The organism is Nostoc sp. FACHB-892 (assembly GCF_014698795.1).
In the GTDB taxonomy this organism is placed as follows: domain Bacteria; phylum Cyanobacteriota; class Cyanobacteriia; order Cyanobacteriales; family Nostocaceae; genus Nostoc.
Genome location: NZ_JACJTR010000013.1, coordinates 86,235 through 104,611 on the forward strand (window position 1 = coordinate 86,235; position 18,377 = coordinate 104,611).

Sequence of the window (18,377 nt, forward strand, 5' to 3'; positions counted from 1 at the left end):
ACACTCAATTATTCCTTAGTCCGCCTCCGCAGACTACCCTGCGGGTGACGCTCCTTCTCTGCGAGACGCTACGCGAACGTCGCTACCTCTGAAAGCGTTCTCGTAAGAGTAGCCGTAAAGCGTCTATATTTGTGTAGCCGCGTTCGCGTCAGCGTGCCGGAGGCTCTATTCCATTCGTCCTGCTCTTAGTTAATATAAAAAATTCCTAAGTTTATACTGTGCTAGACCGACCTGTATCTGAACTCTTAAAACCTAGCAGGCGCTTACCTAATCAGCGCTGGCAAATCTATCCGCAGAAACCAGAATTTGCCCAAAAGCTGGCAGTTTTAATTAATATTTCACCGATTATCAGCCAGTTACTAATTAATCGGGGGATCGAAACACCAGAACAGGCGCAAGCATTTTTAAATCCAGAGTCTTTAGTCTTACCTTCGCCGTTAGAGGATTTCCCAGATTTGGCAATTAGTTTGGAGTTGTTGCAAAATGCGATCGCCTCTCAAACAAAAATTGCTATTTGTGGTGACTATGATGCTGATGGGATGACCAGCACTGCTCTACTTTTGCGTAGTCTTCGCACTTTAGGCGCACAGGTAGATTATGCTATTCCCAGCCGGATGCACGAAGGCTACGGTATTAATAAACGCATAGTTGAAGAATTTCACAGCGAAGGCGTGGGATTAATCCTCACTGTAGACAATGGCATCTCTGCGTTTGAACCAGTTGCCAGAGCTAGAGAACTTGGTCTTGCAGTGATTATCACCGATCATCACGATATCCCCCAAAAATTACCACCAGCTAATGCTATCCTCAACCCCAAATTAATAGCTGAATCCTCACCTTATCGGGGTGTTGCTGGTGTTGGCGTTGCATACATTTTGGCAGTCTCTCTAGCACAACAGCTAGGGGAGACTAAGGGGTTGATCCAGCCGATGCTAGCACTGTTTACACTGGGAACGATCGCAGATTTAGCTCCCTTAACTGGCGTGAATCGCCGTTGGGTAAAACGTGGTTTACAGCATTTACCCAAATCCAACTTAGCTGGGGTGCAGGCGTTGATTCAGGTAGGCGGCGTGCAGGCGAGAGGAGAAGGGGAGCAGGGGAGCAGGGAAGCAGGGGGAGCAGGGGAAGTAGGGGAGAAAAAAAACATCCCTAACTCCTCAAATCCTAAATCACTGAAACCTGAAGATATCGGTTTTCGCTTGGGGCCACGAATTAATGCTATTGGTCGAATTGGTAATCCCCAGACTGTCATTGAATTGCTGACTACAGATGATATGGGGTTGGCGCTGGAAAGAGCAATGCAGTGCGAACAAATCAACGCCTCTCGCCAGCTAATGTGTGAGCAAATTGAACAAGAAGCGATCGCTTATGTAGAAACAGAATTTGTTACATCTCTACAACAAGATCGTGTATTAGTTGTGGTTCAACCTAATTGGCATCACGGCGTTATTGGGATTGTCGCTTCCCGATTGGTAGAACGTTACGGTGTTCCCGTGTTTATTGGTACTTATGAGGATGAGGAACACATACGCGGTTCTGCACGCTCGATTCCAGAGTTCCATGTATTTGAAGCTCTGGAATCTTGTCACGATTTACTAGGGAAATTTGGCGGACACAAAGCAGCCGGAGGATTCTCTCTACCAGCAGAAAATTTGCAGATGTTGCGATCGCGTTTGATTAAATTTGCTAACCAGTGTCTTGAACCGCAGCATCTCAAGCCTCTGCTCAAAATTGATGCTGAAGTCAACCTGAATCAAATTAATCAGCAGCTTTATCAACAGCTTAATGCTTTGCACCCCTGCGGTATGGATAATCCCGATCCAGTTTTTTGGACACCTAATGTTCAAGTGGTTGAGCAAAAAATCGTCGGGAAGGGTCACATTAAACTGACAATTGCCCAAACTATTGATAATCAGGAGTATAAAATTAAAGCGATCGCTTGGCGTTGGGGCGACTACTTCCGCTTACCACCGCGAGTGGATGTTGCTTACAAACTCCGAGAAAATTACTTTAACGGTAATACCACTATCGAGTTAGAGTTAATAGGTGCCAGACTGCCAATTCAGCTTCAACAATTTTTTGCTTCGCCACCAACCGCGTCAAGCACCACCTTTGAGTACAATCAGCGAAAGTATACTTGTGGTTTCTATAAAAACGGTATTGAAGCAGAATTAAGAATTAAAAACTCTGAAGGTAAAGTCTTAGCTATACAGCCAGGACATATAATCGGTTTACTGGGCAATAATCGTCAAAACGCTAAAGAAGTTGATATCTCTCAGCCACAGTATGACAGTATTATTCAAGCTGCCCTTAAAGCGTTAAGAGTTAGGAGTTTTTAATTAATTTATCACTTATGACTGGGATACTGTAAGTGCTGATTTATGAGTTATGAGTTATGAGTTAAGAATAAAATTTAATTCCTCACCCCTGACTCCTAACTCTCAATCAGCACTCAGAACTTTTATAGGTTGCCGTTGCGAAATGCCAGCAAAAAGATTACCACTGGACCAGCAATCACAATTAGCGCCACGGACAACAGTTGGAAAATAACTTCCCAATTGATACTAGTAAAAGCGTTAAACAAAGCGTCCATTTTTCCTTTTCTCCTCCCAATTGCCTTAAAAAATTCAATAACTTAATCACAAAACCCGCAATCGATCATATCTGGCCAGGGCCTGTTAGATTTAATTTACTTAACAAAATTATAAGAAAATACATAAAAACGTAAAATTAATAGCATGGGGCATTGGGCATTGATTATTAATTTATTTTCCCTGTTCTCTGTTCCCTGTTCCCTGTTCCCCACTCCCTAATTCAAAATGGCAACTTGGCAATGTGTAAAACAATGTGGAGCCTGCTGCAATCTTGATCCAGCAGAGCGTCCAGATTTGGAAGAATATCTCTCTCCACCAGAACTAGAAATCTACCTCAGCATGGTAGGCGAAGATGGATGGTGCGTTAATTTCGACCATACCACGCGAGAATGCCGCATCTACTCAGATCGTCCTCGTTTCTGCCGTGTGGAATCAGAAATATTTCAAGATATGTATGGGGTTGAACCAGAAGAAGTTAACGATTTTGCCATTGACTGCTGTCGCCAACAAATAGAAGGTGTATACGGCGATCGCAGTCTGGAAATACTACGCTTCGATAAAGCTGTTGGGCTGTAAGGAGGATGCAAAGACACAAAAACAGCCCATATTTTTTTGTCCTCGCTTATGTAGTTGCAATTTATTACAACAATCTGAGAATATGATAGAAATATGAAAACATTTAGCAACCAAAACTACTGCCCGTGAAACTTGATTCTGCTCCTTTGGAGATTTATGGCATATCTCAAACTAAGATCGAGGTAGAACTGAAAGACAGCACTGATTTTAACTTAACTCCTGCGATCGCCCAACCAGTTGAGCCTGGAGTTGCCGATAGTCCTCAAAAGCAGCAATCACCGATAGTAGTTTTTGGTACAACTTTTGTAACCATTTTTCTAGCAGAAATTGGAGATAAAACTCAGCTTTCCACTCTGTTAATGAGTGCAGAATCTCATTCGCCGTGGGTGGTATTTATCGGATCTGCTGCTGCACTGATAACCACCAGCTTATTAGGTGTGCTTTTAGGTAGTTGGATAGCCACCCGACTCAGCCCAAAAACTGTAGAAAAATCAGCAGGCGTGATGTTGTTGGTGATTTCCCTAATGCTGTTTTGGGATGTATTTCAAGGTTAGTTAGAAGTTAAGAGTTAGGAGTTAGAAATATTAAATTTTTTTCCCTGCTCCCCCTGCTCCCTCATCTCCCCACTCCCCCTTAATAATATGGATTGGCATCTTTTAGGATTAAGCTTTATTACAGTTTTTTTATCAGAATTAGGTGATAAAAGTCAGCTAGCAGCGATCGCACTTTCAGGACGTTGTAATTCTCCGCGTGCAGTATTTTTTGGCGCAGCAGGCGCACTGCTATTAACAAGCTTATTGGGAGCATTAGCAGGGGGTGCAGTAGCGGAATTATTACCTACACGTTTGTTAAAAGCGATCGCTGCTGTAGGATTTGCCATCCTCGCTGCACGCCTGCTGTTATTTAACAATGAACCATCAACAGATTCTGAAAAAACACTATAAAAACAAATCAGGAGTCAGAGTTCAGAATTCAGAATACTCTATTGCTTCATGGATGGAGTTTCAACAAAGAAAAATGTTTAAATTTTGTTTTACTCGAATTCATACTGAATTATGACTCCTGAGTTCTGAATTCTCCTTTACAAAACTTCCCAAGCAGTTCCTTTGTAACCGTATTGAAAAATTTCTGGATGCAAGATTTCTGCCAAAATTTCTAAAGAATCTACCAATCGAGGCCCTGGACGATTGAAATAAGAATTGCCATCAGTGATGTAGACCCTACCAGCTTTGGTAGCGTGCAGCTTTTCCCACTCTGAACGTTGAGTTAACAAATTAGCTTCTTGGCGAGTGCGATTCAAATCAAAGCCACAAGGCATAAAGACAATTATATCTGGATTAGTTGCTAATAGTGTTTCCCACTGTAAGACAGGAGAAGGCTGACCTGTAGTACAAAATAGAGACTGTCCTCCGGCTAAGTTAACTAATTCAGGAATCCAATTTGCGGCGGCCATTAAAGGATCAGTCCACTCGATACAGGCGACAGTAGGCTGTTCATTTAAAGAAAGTCCTTGGACTTTTTGCTGACAAATTCTGACGCGAGCTTCTAAGTTTTCTAACACTTTAACCGAGTCTACCTCGAAAGCGTTGCCGACTCGTTCAATGTCAGCCCAAACATCTTGGAGAATATTAGGTTGTAAAGAAATAATTTGGGGTTTACTATCAATGAGTGTAGCAACTGCCTTTTCAACATCGTGTAAGCTGACAGCACAAACATCGCACTGGTCTTGAGTGAGAATGTGGGTAGGCTGCAATTTCTCTAAAACATCTGTTTTGATTTGATAAATGCTGAGAGCAGATTGCAATAAATTGTTCACTTCATCATGAATTTCGCTGCTGGAGGCACTGGAGTCTAAGCGTGCTTCGGTACAAATGGGGCGATTGTGAATTTCTGGAGGGTAATCGCATTCGTGCGATCGCCCAACAATAGCATCAACCAAGCCTAGTTTCGCTAAAATCTCTGTTCCACCGGGAATCAGGGAAACAATTCTTACATTACTATTTGTCATCGCTCCACCTCCACAAAACCTGCTGTCATTCCAATTTTTGCAAAATTTGAGTGATTATGCATCTTTCTCTAGGAGAATCAAGCGTGTGTTTGGTAGCCAGCACTAGGCAAAAAATTAAACTGAGTGTTAAGTATTGGTTAGGTATTGGGAATCTTTCCTAGTCCCTAGACCCAAATTTAAAATACTGTAATACTTGGTAGTAGAATTACTTGCTAGTAGAATTATTTTAAATGCTAATTATCCCCTGGCAAAAACCACTGGAATGAATTAACAGAAACGATGAACAAAATTTAGTTTAAAACTTGTTATCCAGAATAAAAAGTTTTGATGAGAAAAATTATGCTTTCCGGTTATGAAAGACCATATCAAGTAATTGTAGTTATACAAAAACGGTTCTAATTTTTCTGTAAAACTGCAAGGCAAAATTATTTCTTCTTGAGGTCAACTAATGCAGGTGGTGTCAGCTAGAGATATTACAGAGCACAACCAATCCCAAGAGGCTTTACAAATCAAAGAAAATCGTCGGCGAAAACAAAGTCAGACATTGGTGCAGCTGGCAAGAAGCAAGACGTTTCAGCAAGGTGATCTCAACGCCGCCTTAAGGGAAATTACAGAAACTGCTGCTCGGACGCTCTTAGTAAAGCGAGTCGGGGTGTGGTTATATAATGAAGAACGTTCAAAAATTGAATGCATCAATTTATATGATGTAAATACCAAGCAGCATAGCTTTGGTAACTCGTTTTTAAAAAAAAATTATCCAGCTTATTTTCAGGCTTTAGAAGAAGAATGTACCATTGCCGTAGATGATGCCATAAACGATACAAGAACCCAAGAATTATCTGAGTGTTATCTTTCTGTTTTGGGGATCACATCCCTGCTGGATGTACCGATTTGGCTAGATGGTCGTTTAGTGGGCGTAGTGTGTAACGAACACATAGGCGAAGGTCGCCAATGGACTTCGGAGGAAGAGACTTTTGCTGGCTCGATTGCAGATTTCGTGACGCTAGCTATAGAAGCAAGTGAGCAAAACGTCATACAGGAAGCACTGCGACAGAGTGAGGCGCAATTCCGGGCGATTTTTGAGTGTTCCTCTATCGGCATTGGACTTATAGATATGAAAGCGCAGATAGTCGATACTAATCTGGCACTATGCAAGATTTTAGGATATAGCCGAGAAGAGCTATACGGCAAGCGCTTTACAAATTACACTTTGACACAAAGGGGGGATTTCAAACTTTACAAACAATTAATATCAGGAATTTACACAGATTTAAAAAGAACTTCTAGGGTAGGTTTCCACCCTTCCAAACATCAGGAACCGTTTGTCGAAAGACATCGCATTGAGATGGAAAGACGCTGTTTGCATCAAAACGGTAGCTTAGTTTGGACTCATATCTCTGTTTCTGTTATACCAGGCAGTAATGGTGAGCCTGAGTTTTTTCTAGCCATGATTGAGGACATTACCGAACGTAAGCAGACAGAGTTGAAACTTCGCGCCTCTCAAGAAGCAGCAGAAGCCGCCAGTTTGGCAAAAAGTGAATTTTTAGCAACCATGAGCCATGAGTTGCGAACACCTCTGAATGCAATTATGGGTTTGTCGCAGTTGCTGCAACAACAAATAGTTGGTTCTCTCAATGAAAAGCAGAACGAATATGTAAGTTGTATATATAGTAGCGGTGAACACTTATTGGCACTGATTAATGATGTCCTTGACTTATCTAAGGTAGAAGCAGGAAAAGAGGAACTGTTACTCTCACCTTTGTCAGTGTCAGATTTATGTAATTATGCCATATGGACAGTGCGCGATCGCGCCTTAGAAAAGGGATTACAACTCACCTGTGAAATTGACCTAGAAGAGGATATTTGTATTGCTGATGAGCGGCGGATTAAGCAAATGCTACTTAATCTGCTCACCAATGCCATTAAATTCACCCCAGCAGGTCAGGTATCATTGGTAGTCAAAAAAGTATTGTCGGGTATAACATTTACAGTTTCAGATACTGGAATTGGTATAGACTCAAATCAGTTTCAATTTCTATTTGAACCATTTAAACAGCTTGACAGTCAGTTAAATCGGCAGTATGAAGGCACTGGTTTAGGTTTAGCCTTAACACGCAAATTAGCGCATTTGCATGGTGGAGATGTTACCGTTACATCCACTTTGGGAAAGGGTAGTCAGTTCACTGTGTTTCTACCAAATCCAGTGTATCCAGGAGAAGAGGAGAGTGGAAGAGGAAATAATTGTTCTTTCTCTCCATCCTTTTCTAATCCCAAGACTAAACGCATTCTGCTTGTGGAAGAAGAGGAAAACACTGCCATACTGCTGCAAGATTATCTTCAAGCAATTGGCTACCAAGTTACCTGGATAGATAACGGAAACGACTTTTTAAAGCAGGTGCAAAACCTACAACCAGATTTAGTTTTTTTAGATTTCCACTTAGTAGGAGATGTTAGCAAATGGAATTTACCAAACATCCTTAGACATGAGCCTTCTTGCAAAAATTTGCAAATTGTTATTATTAGCTCTACTGAACCTCCAGAGCAGGAAATTACTATGCTTTCAGGAAATGCAAATGACTACCTCATCAAGCCAATTCGGGTAGTCCAATTAGAGTCAATATTGATGCGATATTTGAGTAACAGCGATTTTAAGCTCAACGAAACACCAATTTAGAACCAAGTATTCGGCATTTATATTGCCTTTTAAAATCCACTTAGGTAGATATTTACTGCTTATGCTGGCGTAATTGCTCTACTATATAATCTTCCAGTTCTTGCCTTTCTCTCTTACTAGCATTTCGTTGATAAGTTCTTCCTGTTTCTTGTATAAACTTGCGTTTCTCGCTTGGAGAAGATTTTAGTTTACCTCCACTACCTTGCAGCTTTTGCTGTAATTCTTCCCAAGTCTTTTCGCCCACATTTTCACCCAGTTTAACCAGTACCTTTGGTAGTAATATTCTTGCTTCTCTTTGAAAATCTTCTTCTGTCTCAAGTGAAGCTAAATCTATATTGCTAAAGTCGATATCGATTTGAAACTTATTCATAGAATTGTATTGGTTCTTTCAATGATTATTATTACAATGGAGGTCTATAAAGATTACTTTCCAACCTTGTTGTTGTCAGATTACGAGTATCAGAATCGAAATATATCAAATTAATTATCAGTCTGCAATTCACCAAAATCCTCGAAAGTACGATTTTTTATTCGTGGATCTTAGCCCAAATCATGGTTATATCTCAGGTAATCATTGATTTTATCGATTTTTAAAGAATGATTTAAGACTTTTATATCAAAAGGAATATACATCCAGTTAATGCAAGTTTAACCAAGTTACGAGTATTAAAAATGCTATCTTAAAGGCAAGGTCATTTGCTCAATTTCTGGGGAAAAACTATGACTACAACGCTCATAGAGGCTAATTCTATCGAGTCATTGCTAGGTAAAGAGGCTGAAGAACTGCTTACCTATAAAGCAAAACTTCCTGCTGATTTACTACATTTGCCGGGGCCAGATTTTGTAGATCGCATCTGGCTCGACAGCGATCGCAATCCTCAAGTATTGCGTAATCTCCAGTTACTCTATTCTACTGGTCGTCTGGCATATACTGGGTATTTGTCTATTCTACCGGTAGACCAAGGGATTGAACATTCAGCAGGTGCGTCTTTTGCACCCAATCCGATTTACTTTGACCCAGAAAATATTGTCAGACTAGCGATCGCCGCAGGTTGCAATGCGGTTGCTACCACTTTGGGGACATTAGGCATCGTTTCGCGCAAATATGCCCACAAAATTCCCTTTATTGCCAAAATAAATCATAATGAATTGCTGACTTTCCCCAATCAATTTGACCAGGTATTGTTTGCTGATGTAGAACAAGCTTGGAATTTAGGGGCCGTTGCCGTAGGTGCGACAATTTACTTTGGCTCAGAGCATTCTACTAGACAAATTCAGGAAATCAGCAAAGCTTTTAAACGCGCCCATGAACTGGGGATGGTCACAATTCTCTGGTGCTATCTGCGGAATAACGCTTTTAAACAAGATAAAGATTACCACCTTGCTGCTGACCTCACTGGACAGGCAAATCATTTGGGTGTAACCATTGAAGCCGACATTATCAAACAAAAGTTACCTGAAACTAACAATGGTTACGGTGCAATTGCCAAAGCTACTGGTAAGAGTTACGGCAAAACAGATGAGCGAGTTTACACAGAATTGACAACTGATCACCCAATTGATTTAGCTCGTTACCAAGTGCTGAATTGCTACTCTGGGCGTGTAGGACTGATTAATTCTGGTGGCGCGACTGGTAAAAATGACTTCGCCGAAGCAGTTCGCACTGCTGTAATTAATAAACGGGCTGGTGGTTCGGGATTAATTTCTGGGCGAAAGACCTTTCAACGTCCCTTTGAGGAAGGTGTGAAGTTATTTCATGCCATTCAGGATGTTTACTTATCGCCAGATGTGACGATAGCTTAAGGAGTGGGGAGATGAGGGTAATCATCCATTACCCTTACACTCTACCTCCAAAGGAGGCTTGGTCAGATTGATAGCTGTTTTTAATAGAAGGTCTTTCGTAGGGGCGTACAACTGTGCGCCTTTGGATTTTATAGACTAAGAGTGCAAATGTTTGTTAACTAGACCAATTAAGAGAATTCTGAAGAGGCAAATCTTGGTAGAGATTCTGGGATATCCTTAGATAAGTGAAAGATTTGCCAAAAAAAGTAAGAATGAAGCTGGCAGCAAGAGTAAGTCAGGTAACACCTTCATTAACCTTAGCGATCGCAGCCAAGGCTAAGGGACTGAAGGCGGAAGGAATAGATGTTTGTAGTTTTAGCGCTGGAGAACCAGATTTTGATACCCCAGCGCATATTAAAGCCGCAGCAATCAAAGCTTTGGAAGAAGGCAAAACCAAATATGGTGCAGCAGCTGGAGAACCAAAGTTAAGGGAAGCGATCGCCCATAAGCTTAAAATTGATAATGGTCTTGATTACAAGTTAGAGAATGTTATCGTCACCAATGGCGGTAAGCATTCTTTGTACAACTTGATGGTGGCACTAATTGATCCAGGTGATGAGGTAATTATCCCTGCACCCTACTGGTTAAGTTATCCCGAAATGGTGACTTTAGTCGGTGGAGTCCCAGTAATTGTCCCCACAGATGCAACGACGGGTTATAAAATTACTCCCGAACAACTTCGTAAAGCAATCACACCCAAGACAAAGTTATTTATTCTCAACTCTCCATCTAATCCCACAGGGATGGTTTACACGCCAGATGAAATCAAAGCGCTGGCGCAGGTAGTAGTAGATGCAGATATCTTTGTCGTTTCTGATGAGATTTACGAAAAGATTCTCTACGACGGTGCAGAACATATCAGCATCGGTTCTCTTGGGAAGGAAATTTTTGACCGCACTTTGATCAGTAATGGGTTTGCGAAGGCTTATTCTATGACTGGTTGGAGACTTGGTTATTTAGCGGGTCCTGTGGAAATCATTAAAGCAGCGAGTTCCATCCAAGGGCATAGTACATCTAACGTATGTACCTTTGCCCAATATGGTGCGATCGCGGCGCTACAAAGTCCTCAAGATTGTGTCGAAGAAATGCGCCAAGCCTTCGCCAAACGTCGACAGGTAATGCTAGACAGACTCAACGCCATTCCCGGTTTGAGTACCGCAAAACCAGATGGCGCTTTTTATCTGTTCCCTGATATCAGTAAAACCGGTCTAAAATCCCTAGAATTTTGTGACGCTTTGCTGGAAAAACATCAAGTTGCAGTCATTCCCGGAATTGCTTTTGGCGCTGATGACAACATTCGCCTTTCCTACGCCACAGATATGGCGACGATTGAAAAGGGAATGGATAGATTGGAGAAATTTGTCAAGTCGCGTATTTAGCTAATTGTCATTTGTCATTTGTGAGGAGAATTTACCAACTCTCCAATTTTTTAACTCCACCTTTTCGACTGAGAAAGGGTGGAGTTCATTTTTAATATTGCCTAAAAAGGCATCGTTTAGCTGAAGTAGCAACATTGTAGCTTATACCATTTCACTTTAATAATGATACAAATACGCTGGGAGGGGCATGGCAATGCCCATTTGTGTCAACTTAACGTGAAACCCTTGTCAAAACGTGATACTGAGTTCATTTACTTACCGTTACTCACCGCGTTACCCCACCCTAATACCAATTCACAATTCGCAATTCGCAATGGGCTAACGCCCCGCTACGCTAACGCAATTAAAAAACTTAGATGCAGCAAAGCTTCTAGGGGTTACATCTGTATCAGATTTTTCGTGAAATGGTATAACCACTGCTTGAATTCAATAAACGACCAGCCGAATTCAATAAACGACTACCCGAATTCAATAAACGACTACCCGAATTCAATAAACGACCAGCCGAATTCAATAAACGACTACCCGAATTCAATAAACGACTACCCGAATTCAATAAACGACCAGCCGAATTCAATAAACGACCACCCGAATTCAATATATTTATTGCATAAATTCTCAAAACCTCACCCCAAACCTGATTTACTAAGGTTTTAGCTTTAGTTTTACCCTACCCTAACCATCACTGCGATTAAGTAGGTAATCTTTGGGATTTAAGAAGAAATTCGACTTGTGTGTACACGGTAGCTTGTAAAGAGGGAGGGAATTAGATTTGTTTTTCCCCCCTTTCCAAAGGGGGATTAAGGGGGGTAAAACGCCTGTGAAATAAGTATTTGAGCTTAAGTTGACACCAATGGGCAATGCCATGCCCTTTATTCTGTGTATCTTCATAAAAGATTAGTATTAATTTTTGCTCAGTCCCATTATAGGTAATTTAGCGGACATGACATAACTCCTGAATTCTGGCTTGGAAGTATTCTTATATCAACATACCAGCAATACAAGCGGTGATAAAACTGGCTAACAATCCGCCAATCATTGACCTTACACCCATTCGAGCTAAATCATGCTGGCGATTAGGTGCTATTCCAGTAATGCCGCCAATCGTCATTCCAATTGAACCTATATTCGCAAAATTACATAAGGCGTAAGTCGCAATAATTACTGCGCGTTGGGAAATTTTATCATTTTCAATTAGTGCCTTCAAATCCAAAAAAGCAATAAACTCATTCAGAATTGTTTTTGTACCCAATAAAGCCCCAACTTGCCGACAATCAGCCCAAGGTACGCCCATCAGCCAAGCTACGGGAGCCATAACAAAAGATAAAATCCACTGTAATGACAGTTGCTGTAAACCCACGAATGCCCCCAACCATCCTAGCAGGGCATTCAGCGCAGCTAATAATCCTAAAAAGGCAATAATCATTACGCCGACGTTAACAGCTAACTTCACACCATCAATTGCTCCCGTTGTAGCAGCATCAATTACATTTACATAATTGGTTTCTACAACCGCTTTTACCTTCCCAGTTGTCTCTGAGACTTCTGTTTCTGGATACAACAGTTTTGATACCACCAACGATGTGGGAGTAGTCATAAAGAAAGCAGCAATCAGGTGTTCTGTTGGTATCCCAAAAGAAAGATATGCCCCTAGAACTCCACCTGCAATTGTGGCAAAACCACCCGTCATCAAGGCATGGAGTTCCGATTGCGTCATATTCGCTATATAAGGTTTAACCATCAGCGCCGACTCTGTTGGCCCTAAAAAAATATTACCTGCACAGGATAAAGATTCAGAACCCGATGTTTTCATCGTCTTCATCATTACCCATGCCATCACATTTACTGCTCGCTGTAAAATACCGTAGTAATACAAAACGCTGATGAAGGCAGAGAAAAAGATAATTGTCGGCAGCACTTGGAAAGCAAAAAAATGATCCTTAAAATTTTCTCCAAAGACGAATTTTGCACCAACATCAGAAAATGCTAAAAATTGGCTGACAATATCTCCCAGAGATTTAAACACATTCAAGCCCCAAGGAGTTTTAAGAATTACTAGCGCAAATGCAAACTCCAATCCTAAACCCCAGACCACTATTCGCCAACGCACCGCACGACGATTAACAGAGAAAGCGTAGGATATACCGATAAAAACTAAGATTCCCAACGCAGAAATGGCGCGTTCCATGTTTACTCCCGGAAGTGTATCGCAAAGGCACATGGTCACAAAGCATACACAAAAATCCGCGTGTTTTTATGGTTTTGTAGCCAATTAAGTAAGCATGAAAAAACTAAACTTAAATTTTCGTTACATATTTATAACTTTTTTTACATACTTATTTACTTAGTTCACTTCCATTGCACAGGATCTAATTGATAGTAACGTTGCAATTGCTCATAAAGTGCCGGATGCTTGGATAACAATTGGTGGGGCTTTTCAAAAAATGTCTCAGTCGCTACAGCAAAAAATTCTGCGGGATTTGTTGCACCATAGCTATCCATTACCGTCTTTACCCCTTGTAGAACATCATTACAAACTTGCTGATATGCTTCTGTCATCACCTTCGCCCAAATAACATAGTCTGAGTTGTGTTGCAGTATAGGAACTCCTTCAGCTTTACCATCTTCTTGATCTAACTGATGGGCGAATTCATGAAGCACAACATTACGTCCATCTTCCCAGTTATTAATGTCTTGTTTCACCTGTTCCCAAGACACTACTACTTGGTCATTTGCCCACGATTCACCCAGTCTTGCCACACGCCTTTCTTCAACAACATATTTTCCGATGGAAGCCGTTTCCTCAACAAAATAAGCATTAGGATAGACTAGAATTGAACGAAGTCTAGGGAAGTATTGCCCACGTTCATTTAATAAGAGTAAACAGGCGATCGCAGCAAGAGTCAGTTTCATTTCCTCCGTCACCTGTAATCCTTTACAACCAATAAATTGCTTTTCTGCTAAGAATACTTGAATATGTCCCTGAAGTCGTCTGATTTCATCGGGAGAGAGACACGGATAAATAGGAAGATTATTCTCAATAATTGCATTCCATAGTGGAGGAAAAGGACGGCGTTTGAGACGGTTTCTTCGCCTTTTAACTAAAACAGGATTGATTAAAATCCCGGTTATAATCAGCCCAATAATGAGAAAGACAACTATTGTTTTAATCATTGACTTCTGAACAGATTACATATTTAATTCACGGTAAAACAGAAAATCTAGATAACATAATTGTTCTTGTTGTGTCTCAATAACTAAAATTTAAATGGGGCTTTTCCCTCTTTCCTAAAGTTTACTAATTCCACATATCACCACTATTGGATCAGAATTATGCAAGATTGAACCTTGGTCGAAAGGGTTTTTTGAAGCCCTTGCTCAACTTTGCTAATCAGTTTATCAAAAGCTTCTTTATCTGCTGTCAATTGTTCTTGAAGAACTTTCTCTAACTCAGGCTTTATTTGCTCACACATCTCCTCGATTTTTTTATCACTCAAAAAACTAGAACGAACCCAACTAGGTACATCTACATTCGTCTTGATTACTTCTTGAACACTCTTGCGATTTAGCTCCATTCCTGCCGCCATCACCGAAGCTCCATATACTAGGGCAATAGGCCAGGTTAAATGTCCCGTTAGTATGAGAGTGATGATGCTAGCTACAGTGCCTCCACCAATTACTACATTGACAATAAAGCCCACTGTCTCAGCCAAAATAGCATCTCCAATTCGTAGCTCTGGGTTAACAAAATTTGGGTCAATACTATCCTGGAACCTTAAGCTGCTTCTAGGTATCTGAAACTTTCTACAGATTGGATCAGTTTGTGCGGCTAAATCGGGTTGGATTTTATTGCTAAACCAAGAAGCGCATTGATAATTAATTATCTGCACAGCGCGTTCGCTTTTGAGCCACTGTTCTGCCCGACTGATTAAAGATGTTTCTAAATCCGCTAAAGTCCGTATTTTGTTTTTTTGCCAATCTTTTAAAGCTGGTTTAACTGCGTTGACGAGCAAGCCGTCTGTCAAAGGCTTAGTTAGTGATTCGATTAACTCCGGGATATGCCTTTCAATCAAACCTTTAAGCGTATTCGAGGTAAATAGTTTGTTGACTTCTTCCTTAAAAGCAGCAGCACGCAGATCCCATCGCCCTACTCGTGCTAAACCTAGTGCAATACACCGTTCCGGTTCTGGATCGGGGCGAAGCAGCGTTTCTGGTTCGGGAAACATTTCTTGACAAAGCAAGTGGGTAAACTTCATGCGAGATGCACCACCAGTCATCAGCAGAAGTTTCGGCACGATTCCAAGTGTTTCCAGCTTTTCTTTCGCCTCGGTTAAAGAGTCGCTAAACGATCGCACCCAGCTATGATGCCCCAGTTCCGGTAAAGGCTGCTTTAAGATTTCCTCCATCATCAATTTATTCACTTGGGGAATAAAATAAATCTGTTCGTTAATCGACTCGAAGCCACGCGCAAAAGATTCAGGATCGCTGTATAGCTGCTCATTAGAAAAATAATCTTCTTTAGCTTTGCGACAAGCAAGTTCACAACGAGCTTGGTGATGCGGATATTCCTTAAATACTTTTTCGAGTAATGCTTTTTGCTCGTGGTTGGCGAGAGTCCGGGCAAAAATAGCTTTGTCAATTAGAGATGCACCTAAAGTATTACTCCCAAAATCTATCGGGATCTCTTCTAAGCTCTTAACCAGAGTAAAATCTGTGGTTGAAGAACCAATATCGACAATTAGCACCGATGCAACAAGTTTGTCATACTCCAGTTTCCCGGCTTCTTTGGCTTGCATAAAAGCAGCCCGCGATTCGGGTACAACATTGAGTTGGGGAATACCAGCTTCTTGAAGTAGCTTTTGGTATTCTGTGCGATCGCTAATTGTCCATCCTGAAGGACAACCTATGTAAAAATAGCTACTTTCCCCACCTTCCAGTTGTTTGCTTTCTTTCAAAAGACGGTAGTAGGTTGCTACAAAAGTGCTAATTATTTCCCGATATTTGGGATCATTGTTGGGTTTTTGCTTGAAAGAAATTGTTAGTTGGGTAACGCCAGCTTGAATTAAGGCTTGTTCGCCGACAAGATAACCTAGTTTAGGGTGCCAACCAAGGGCTGTAATTTGGTTCTTCTTGTTATTAATCTCCAGCATCTGCGGGGGGTCGATGCTTTCCACTATCGCTTTAGCTACAGCCGTTTCACCGTGCCCCAAATCAAAACCGATTGTTTCTAAAATTTCCATACCCTTATTGTCTATTATTCTCTAGAAGCGGAATATGCTGGCTCAATTACCCTACCGCGCCGAATCAAGCGATCGCCTTTCAACAGAGCCGGAGTTAGAGTTACGTGATCTTTGGTATCGGGGTCGATACTTGGCTCGAAGTCAAAATAATTGCGATCGCTATGCGGGTCATTTGGTCGGTAAATTTGAGCGTTAATTCCCTGAGACATTAAAATCTGTGGTAAAAGTTTTGCAAGTTCATAAGCCATTTGGGGTTTATCAAGTTTTGATGCGCCCATTAGCCTTTGCAGAAAATTCAATAACTCTGGCAGTTCTTCTATTGCTAAGTCGCCTTCATGTTTATTCCATTCTTCTACTCTAGCTACTGCTAGGTCGATAGTGTTGAGAGCATCGCCAAGATGATCTAAAAATACTTTGCTATCAACCCGAAGTATAGGTTTAGGTAATTCCAATAGCTCTGAAGACATAGAATTTTGCTGGCTCCTTAACTCAAGTTGAAGCACAACTTCTACCCCTAGAAGTATAGAGGTTAGTAAGATAGCCATCCATGCACCTGGGGTAGTTTTAGTTAAAGAGAATAAAGAACTTAAGATGCCTATATAAATTAATCCTTTTAGCAGTTTTAGGATTAATCTACTGGAAAAAAACTTTGTACTTGGGTTGGTAAATTGCTTTTGCTCTATTGGAGCAATTTGAGAATAGTTAGCCGCAGCAAGAGTAGCGATGGACTGCCGCAGGGTATCTAGGAAAAAGGAAGCCAGACGAATTTGAGCCAGATTAAGTTTTTCAATGTAAATTCTTTCGAGATTATCAAGTCGATTTTGAACCAACTTAACTATCTCCTCAATGTTGGTTGTGTTATCAATATCTGTCTGAAGTTGGTTGCGTTCTTCGTTAAAAAGTGAACTGATTGTTTTCATTGCGTTGAGTAAGACTTTAATGTTACTAACAAGAGTGAAATGAGCAGACAACTACTTATTTCAACCTGTAATCACATGATGACTGATGTGATTAATCTAGGTTGTGTGGTTCTAGAATTTTTTGACTGGAAAATTGCGCCTAATGTTATGTAGAAATCTTGCATATAGTTGAGATCGCACCTAGACTGCTGATGAGGCAGGTTCACTGGCTCGTTTAAACGTGCAAATTACTACCCATCAGAAGGAGCAGCAGAATGTTTATCTGCGTCATTGCAGACTACGGTACAGGAGATCCGGCATTTACAGAAGTCACACAACGTCTGCTGATGGCTTCTCCCGATGCCCAAATTCATTTGCTTTCGGTTCCAGCATTTAGTACATTGGCAACGGGATTCTGGATTGCCCAACTAGGACTCAACCCGGGCCCTAGCGATCGCCTAATTTATCATAACTGTGCGCCTCGTCAGGATGATCCCGAAGCCCGTCGAGACAATGAAGGTGAAGGACTAACTTATGCCCTTTTACCTAATGGTGTAAAAGTAGTAGGTGTGAATGCAGGCTACACCCTCTCCTTTATCAAAGACTATACAAAGGAGTTGCGAGTGGTTAACGTTTCTCGTGGTGGATCGCAGTTTCGCTCACGGGATGTGTTTCCTCCGGCTGCGGCGGCCATTATGAATGAAGATTTTAGCCTTTTGGGAGATAGCCTGAAGAGTGAGCAAATCCCCGATGTTCCACCAGATCGAATTGCCTGGATTGATGGCTACGGCAACATTAAAACAACTATTGGGGCGCATACACTGAATTTAGAGCCTCAAAGCAAGATCGTGATCCGAATTGGAGATGTGGTGAGTGATGCAGTGTATTCTGATGGCAGCTTCAAGGTGTCTGAAGGAACTTTAGCCTTTGCTCCTGGTAGTTCCGGTTGGTCTAGAGGCGATTCAGGAGAACCATTGCGCTTTTTAGAGCTATTTCTGCGAGGAGGGAGTGCTTGGGAACGCTTTGGCCGTCCCCGTGTGAATCAGCAAGTAACTCGAATTGCCTAAAATCGGGTAGTTGGTTTGCGATCGCGCTGAGGTAAGCTGTTAAGCATTTAATTTGCACATCGTCACTATCCAATTTGTTCTCCCCCTGCCTTCCAAAA

General features: G+C 41.4%; 15 protein-coding genes. 8 read left to right on the forward strand and 7 right to left on the reverse strand.

Annotated elements, in window-relative coordinates; all coding sequences use genetic code 11:
• Window positions 1–218: 218 nt before the first annotated feature.
• The gene (locus H6G96_RS18545; protein WP_190912811.1) at window positions 219–2,339 is read left to right on the forward strand and encodes a DHH family phosphoesterase; all 2,121 of its coding nucleotides are present in this window, start codon (window positions 219–221) and stop codon (window positions 2,337–2,339) included.
• A 122-nt stretch (window positions 2,340–2,461) separates the two neighbouring features.
• On the opposite strand, the gene H6G96_RS18550 is transcribed toward H6G96_RS18545, so the two are convergent.
• Window positions 2,462–2,593, reverse strand: coding sequence for a photosystem II reaction center protein Ycf12 (locus H6G96_RS18550; protein ID WP_196510408.1), 132 nt, complete (start codon window positions 2,591–2,593; stop codon window positions 2,462–2,464).
• Window positions 2,594–2,819: 226 nt separating this feature from the next.
• Here H6G96_RS18550 and H6G96_RS18555 point away from each other — a divergent pair, with 226 nt between their 5' ends.
• From H6G96_RS18555 to H6G96_RS18565, 3 genes are all read left to right on the forward strand, one after another.
• On the forward strand, window positions 2,820–3,170 hold the full coding sequence (locus H6G96_RS18555) for a YkgJ family cysteine cluster protein (protein WP_190912812.1): 351 nt from the start codon (window positions 2,820–2,822) through the stop codon (window positions 3,168–3,170).
• Between the two features lie 125 nt (window positions 3,171–3,295).
• Window positions 3,296–3,724, forward strand: a complete 429-nt coding sequence (locus tag H6G96_RS18560) for a TMEM165/GDT1 family protein (protein ID WP_190912813.1) — start codon at window positions 3,296–3,298, stop codon at window positions 3,722–3,724.
• Window positions 3,725–3,811: 87 nt separating this feature from the next.
• Window positions 3,812–4,114, forward strand: coding sequence for a TMEM165/GDT1 family protein (locus H6G96_RS18565; protein ID WP_190912814.1), 303 nt, complete (start codon window positions 3,812–3,814; stop codon window positions 4,112–4,114).
• 137 nt (window positions 4,115–4,251) lie between these two features.
• Here H6G96_RS18565 and H6G96_RS18570 read toward each other — a convergent pair whose 3' ends face one another.
• The gene (locus H6G96_RS18570) at window positions 4,252–5,178 is read right to left on the reverse strand and encodes a cobalamin-binding protein (RefSeq protein WP_190912815.1); all 927 of its coding nucleotides are present in this window, start codon (window positions 5,176–5,178) and stop codon (window positions 4,252–4,254) included.
• 448 nt (window positions 5,179–5,626) lie between these two features.
• Between H6G96_RS18570 and H6G96_RS18575 the strand changes: the two genes are divergently transcribed.
• Window positions 5,627–7,852 carry an ATP-binding protein gene (locus tag H6G96_RS18575; RefSeq protein WP_190912816.1) on the forward strand — a complete coding sequence of 742 codons (2,226 nt, stop codon included), beginning with the start codon at window positions 5,627–5,629 and terminating at the stop codon, window positions 7,850–7,852.
• Between the two features lie 52 nt (window positions 7,853–7,904).
• Here H6G96_RS18575 and H6G96_RS18580 read toward each other — a convergent pair whose 3' ends face one another.
• Window positions 7,905–8,222 carry a hypothetical protein gene (locus H6G96_RS18580; RefSeq protein ID WP_190912817.1) on the reverse strand — a complete coding sequence of 106 codons (318 nt, stop codon included), beginning with the start codon at window positions 8,220–8,222 and terminating at the stop codon, window positions 7,905–7,907.
• Between the two features lie 350 nt (window positions 8,223–8,572).
• On the opposite strand from H6G96_RS18580, the gene H6G96_RS18585 reads away from it, so the two are divergent.
• On the forward strand, window positions 8,573–9,655 hold the full coding sequence (locus H6G96_RS18585; RefSeq protein WP_190912818.1) for a class I fructose-bisphosphate aldolase: 1,083 nt from the start codon (window positions 8,573–8,575) through the stop codon (window positions 9,653–9,655).
• Window positions 9,656–9,906: 251 nt separating this feature from the next.
• Window positions 9,907–11,073, forward strand: coding sequence for a pyridoxal phosphate-dependent aminotransferase (locus H6G96_RS18590; protein WP_190912819.1), 1,167 nt, complete (start codon window positions 9,907–9,909; stop codon window positions 11,071–11,073).
• Window positions 11,074–12,052: 979 nt separating this feature from the next.
• On the opposite strand, the gene H6G96_RS18595 is transcribed toward H6G96_RS18590, so the two are convergent.
• The 4 genes from H6G96_RS18595 to H6G96_RS18610 all read right to left on the reverse strand — a co-directional run bounded on the left by H6G96_RS18595 (window position 12,053) and on the right by H6G96_RS18610 (window position 17,233).
• Window positions 12,053–13,261: a NupC/NupG family nucleoside CNT transporter gene (locus H6G96_RS18595; protein ID WP_190912820.1), complete on the reverse strand. Its 1,209-nt coding sequence runs from the start codon at window positions 13,259–13,261 to the stop codon at window positions 12,053–12,055.
• Window positions 13,262–13,422: 161 nt separating this feature from the next.
• The gene (locus H6G96_RS18600) at window positions 13,423–14,247 is read right to left on the reverse strand and encodes a M90 family metallopeptidase (protein WP_190912821.1); all 825 of its coding nucleotides are present in this window, start codon (window positions 14,245–14,247) and stop codon (window positions 13,423–13,425) included.
• Window positions 14,248–14,390: 143 nt separating this feature from the next.
• Window positions 14,391–16,313, reverse strand: a complete 1,923-nt coding sequence (locus H6G96_RS18605) for an Hsp70 family protein (protein WP_190912822.1) — start codon at window positions 16,311–16,313, stop codon at window positions 14,391–14,393.
• 14 nt (window positions 16,314–16,327) lie between these two features.
• Window positions 16,328–17,233 carry a hypothetical protein gene (locus H6G96_RS18610; RefSeq protein WP_190912823.1) on the reverse strand — a complete coding sequence of 302 codons (906 nt, stop codon included), beginning with the start codon at window positions 17,231–17,233 and terminating at the stop codon, window positions 16,328–16,330.
• Window positions 17,234–17,487: 254 nt separating this feature from the next.
• Between H6G96_RS18610 and H6G96_RS18615 the strand changes: the two genes are divergently transcribed.
• Window positions 17,488–18,279 (forward strand): SAM-dependent chlorinase/fluorinase, encoded by a 792-nt coding sequence (locus tag H6G96_RS18615; RefSeq protein ID WP_190912824.1) that lies wholly within the window; start codon window positions 17,488–17,490, stop codon window positions 18,277–18,279.
• Window positions 18,280–18,377: the final 98 nt, after the last annotated feature.

Excerpts from the sequence above, each read along its gene's own strand:
- H6G96_RS18550 (WP_196510408.1), bottom strand. The coding sequence starts at position 2,593 with ATGGACGCTTTGTTTAACGCTTTTACTAGTATCAATTGGGAAGTTATT.
- H6G96_RS18555 (WP_190912812.1), top strand. The coding sequence starts at position 2,820 with ATGGCAACTTGGCAATGTGTAAAACAATGTGGAGCCTGCTGCAATCTT.
- H6G96_RS18565 (WP_190912814.1), top strand. The coding sequence starts at position 3,812 with ATGGATTGGCATCTTTTAGGATTAAGCTTTATTACAGTTTTTTTATCA.
- H6G96_RS18570 (WP_190912815.1), bottom strand. The coding sequence starts at position 5,178 with ATGACAAATAGTAATGTAAGAATTGTTTCCCTGATTCCCGGTGGAACA.
- H6G96_RS18575 (WP_190912816.1), top strand. The coding sequence starts at position 5,627 with ATGCAGGTGGTGTCAGCTAGAGATATTACAGAGCACAACCAATCCCAA.
- H6G96_RS18580 (WP_190912817.1), bottom strand. The coding sequence starts at position 8,222 with ATGAATAAGTTTCAAATCGATATCGACTTTAGCAATATAGATTTAGCT.
- H6G96_RS18585 (WP_190912818.1), top strand. The coding sequence starts at position 8,573 with ATGACTACAACGCTCATAGAGGCTAATTCTATCGAGTCATTGCTAGGT.
- H6G96_RS18590 (WP_190912819.1), top strand. The coding sequence starts at position 9,907 with ATGAAGCTGGCAGCAAGAGTAAGTCAGGTAACACCTTCATTAACCTTA.
- H6G96_RS18595 (WP_190912820.1), bottom strand. The coding sequence starts at position 13,261 with ATGGAACGCGCCATTTCTGCGTTGGGAATCTTAGTTTTTATCGGTATA.
- H6G96_RS18600 (WP_190912821.1), bottom strand. The coding sequence starts at position 14,247 with ATGATTAAAACAATAGTTGTCTTTCTCATTATTGGGCTGATTATAACC.
- H6G96_RS18605 (WP_190912822.1), bottom strand. The coding sequence starts at position 16,313 with ATGGAAATTTTAGAAACAATCGGTTTTGATTTGGGGCACGGTGAAACG.
- H6G96_RS18610 (WP_190912823.1), bottom strand. The coding sequence starts at position 17,233 with ATGAAAACAATCAGTTCACTTTTTAACGAAGAACGCAACCAACTTCAG.
- H6G96_RS18615 (WP_190912824.1), top strand. The coding sequence starts at position 17,488 with ATGTTTATCTGCGTCATTGCAGACTACGGTACAGGAGATCCGGCATTT.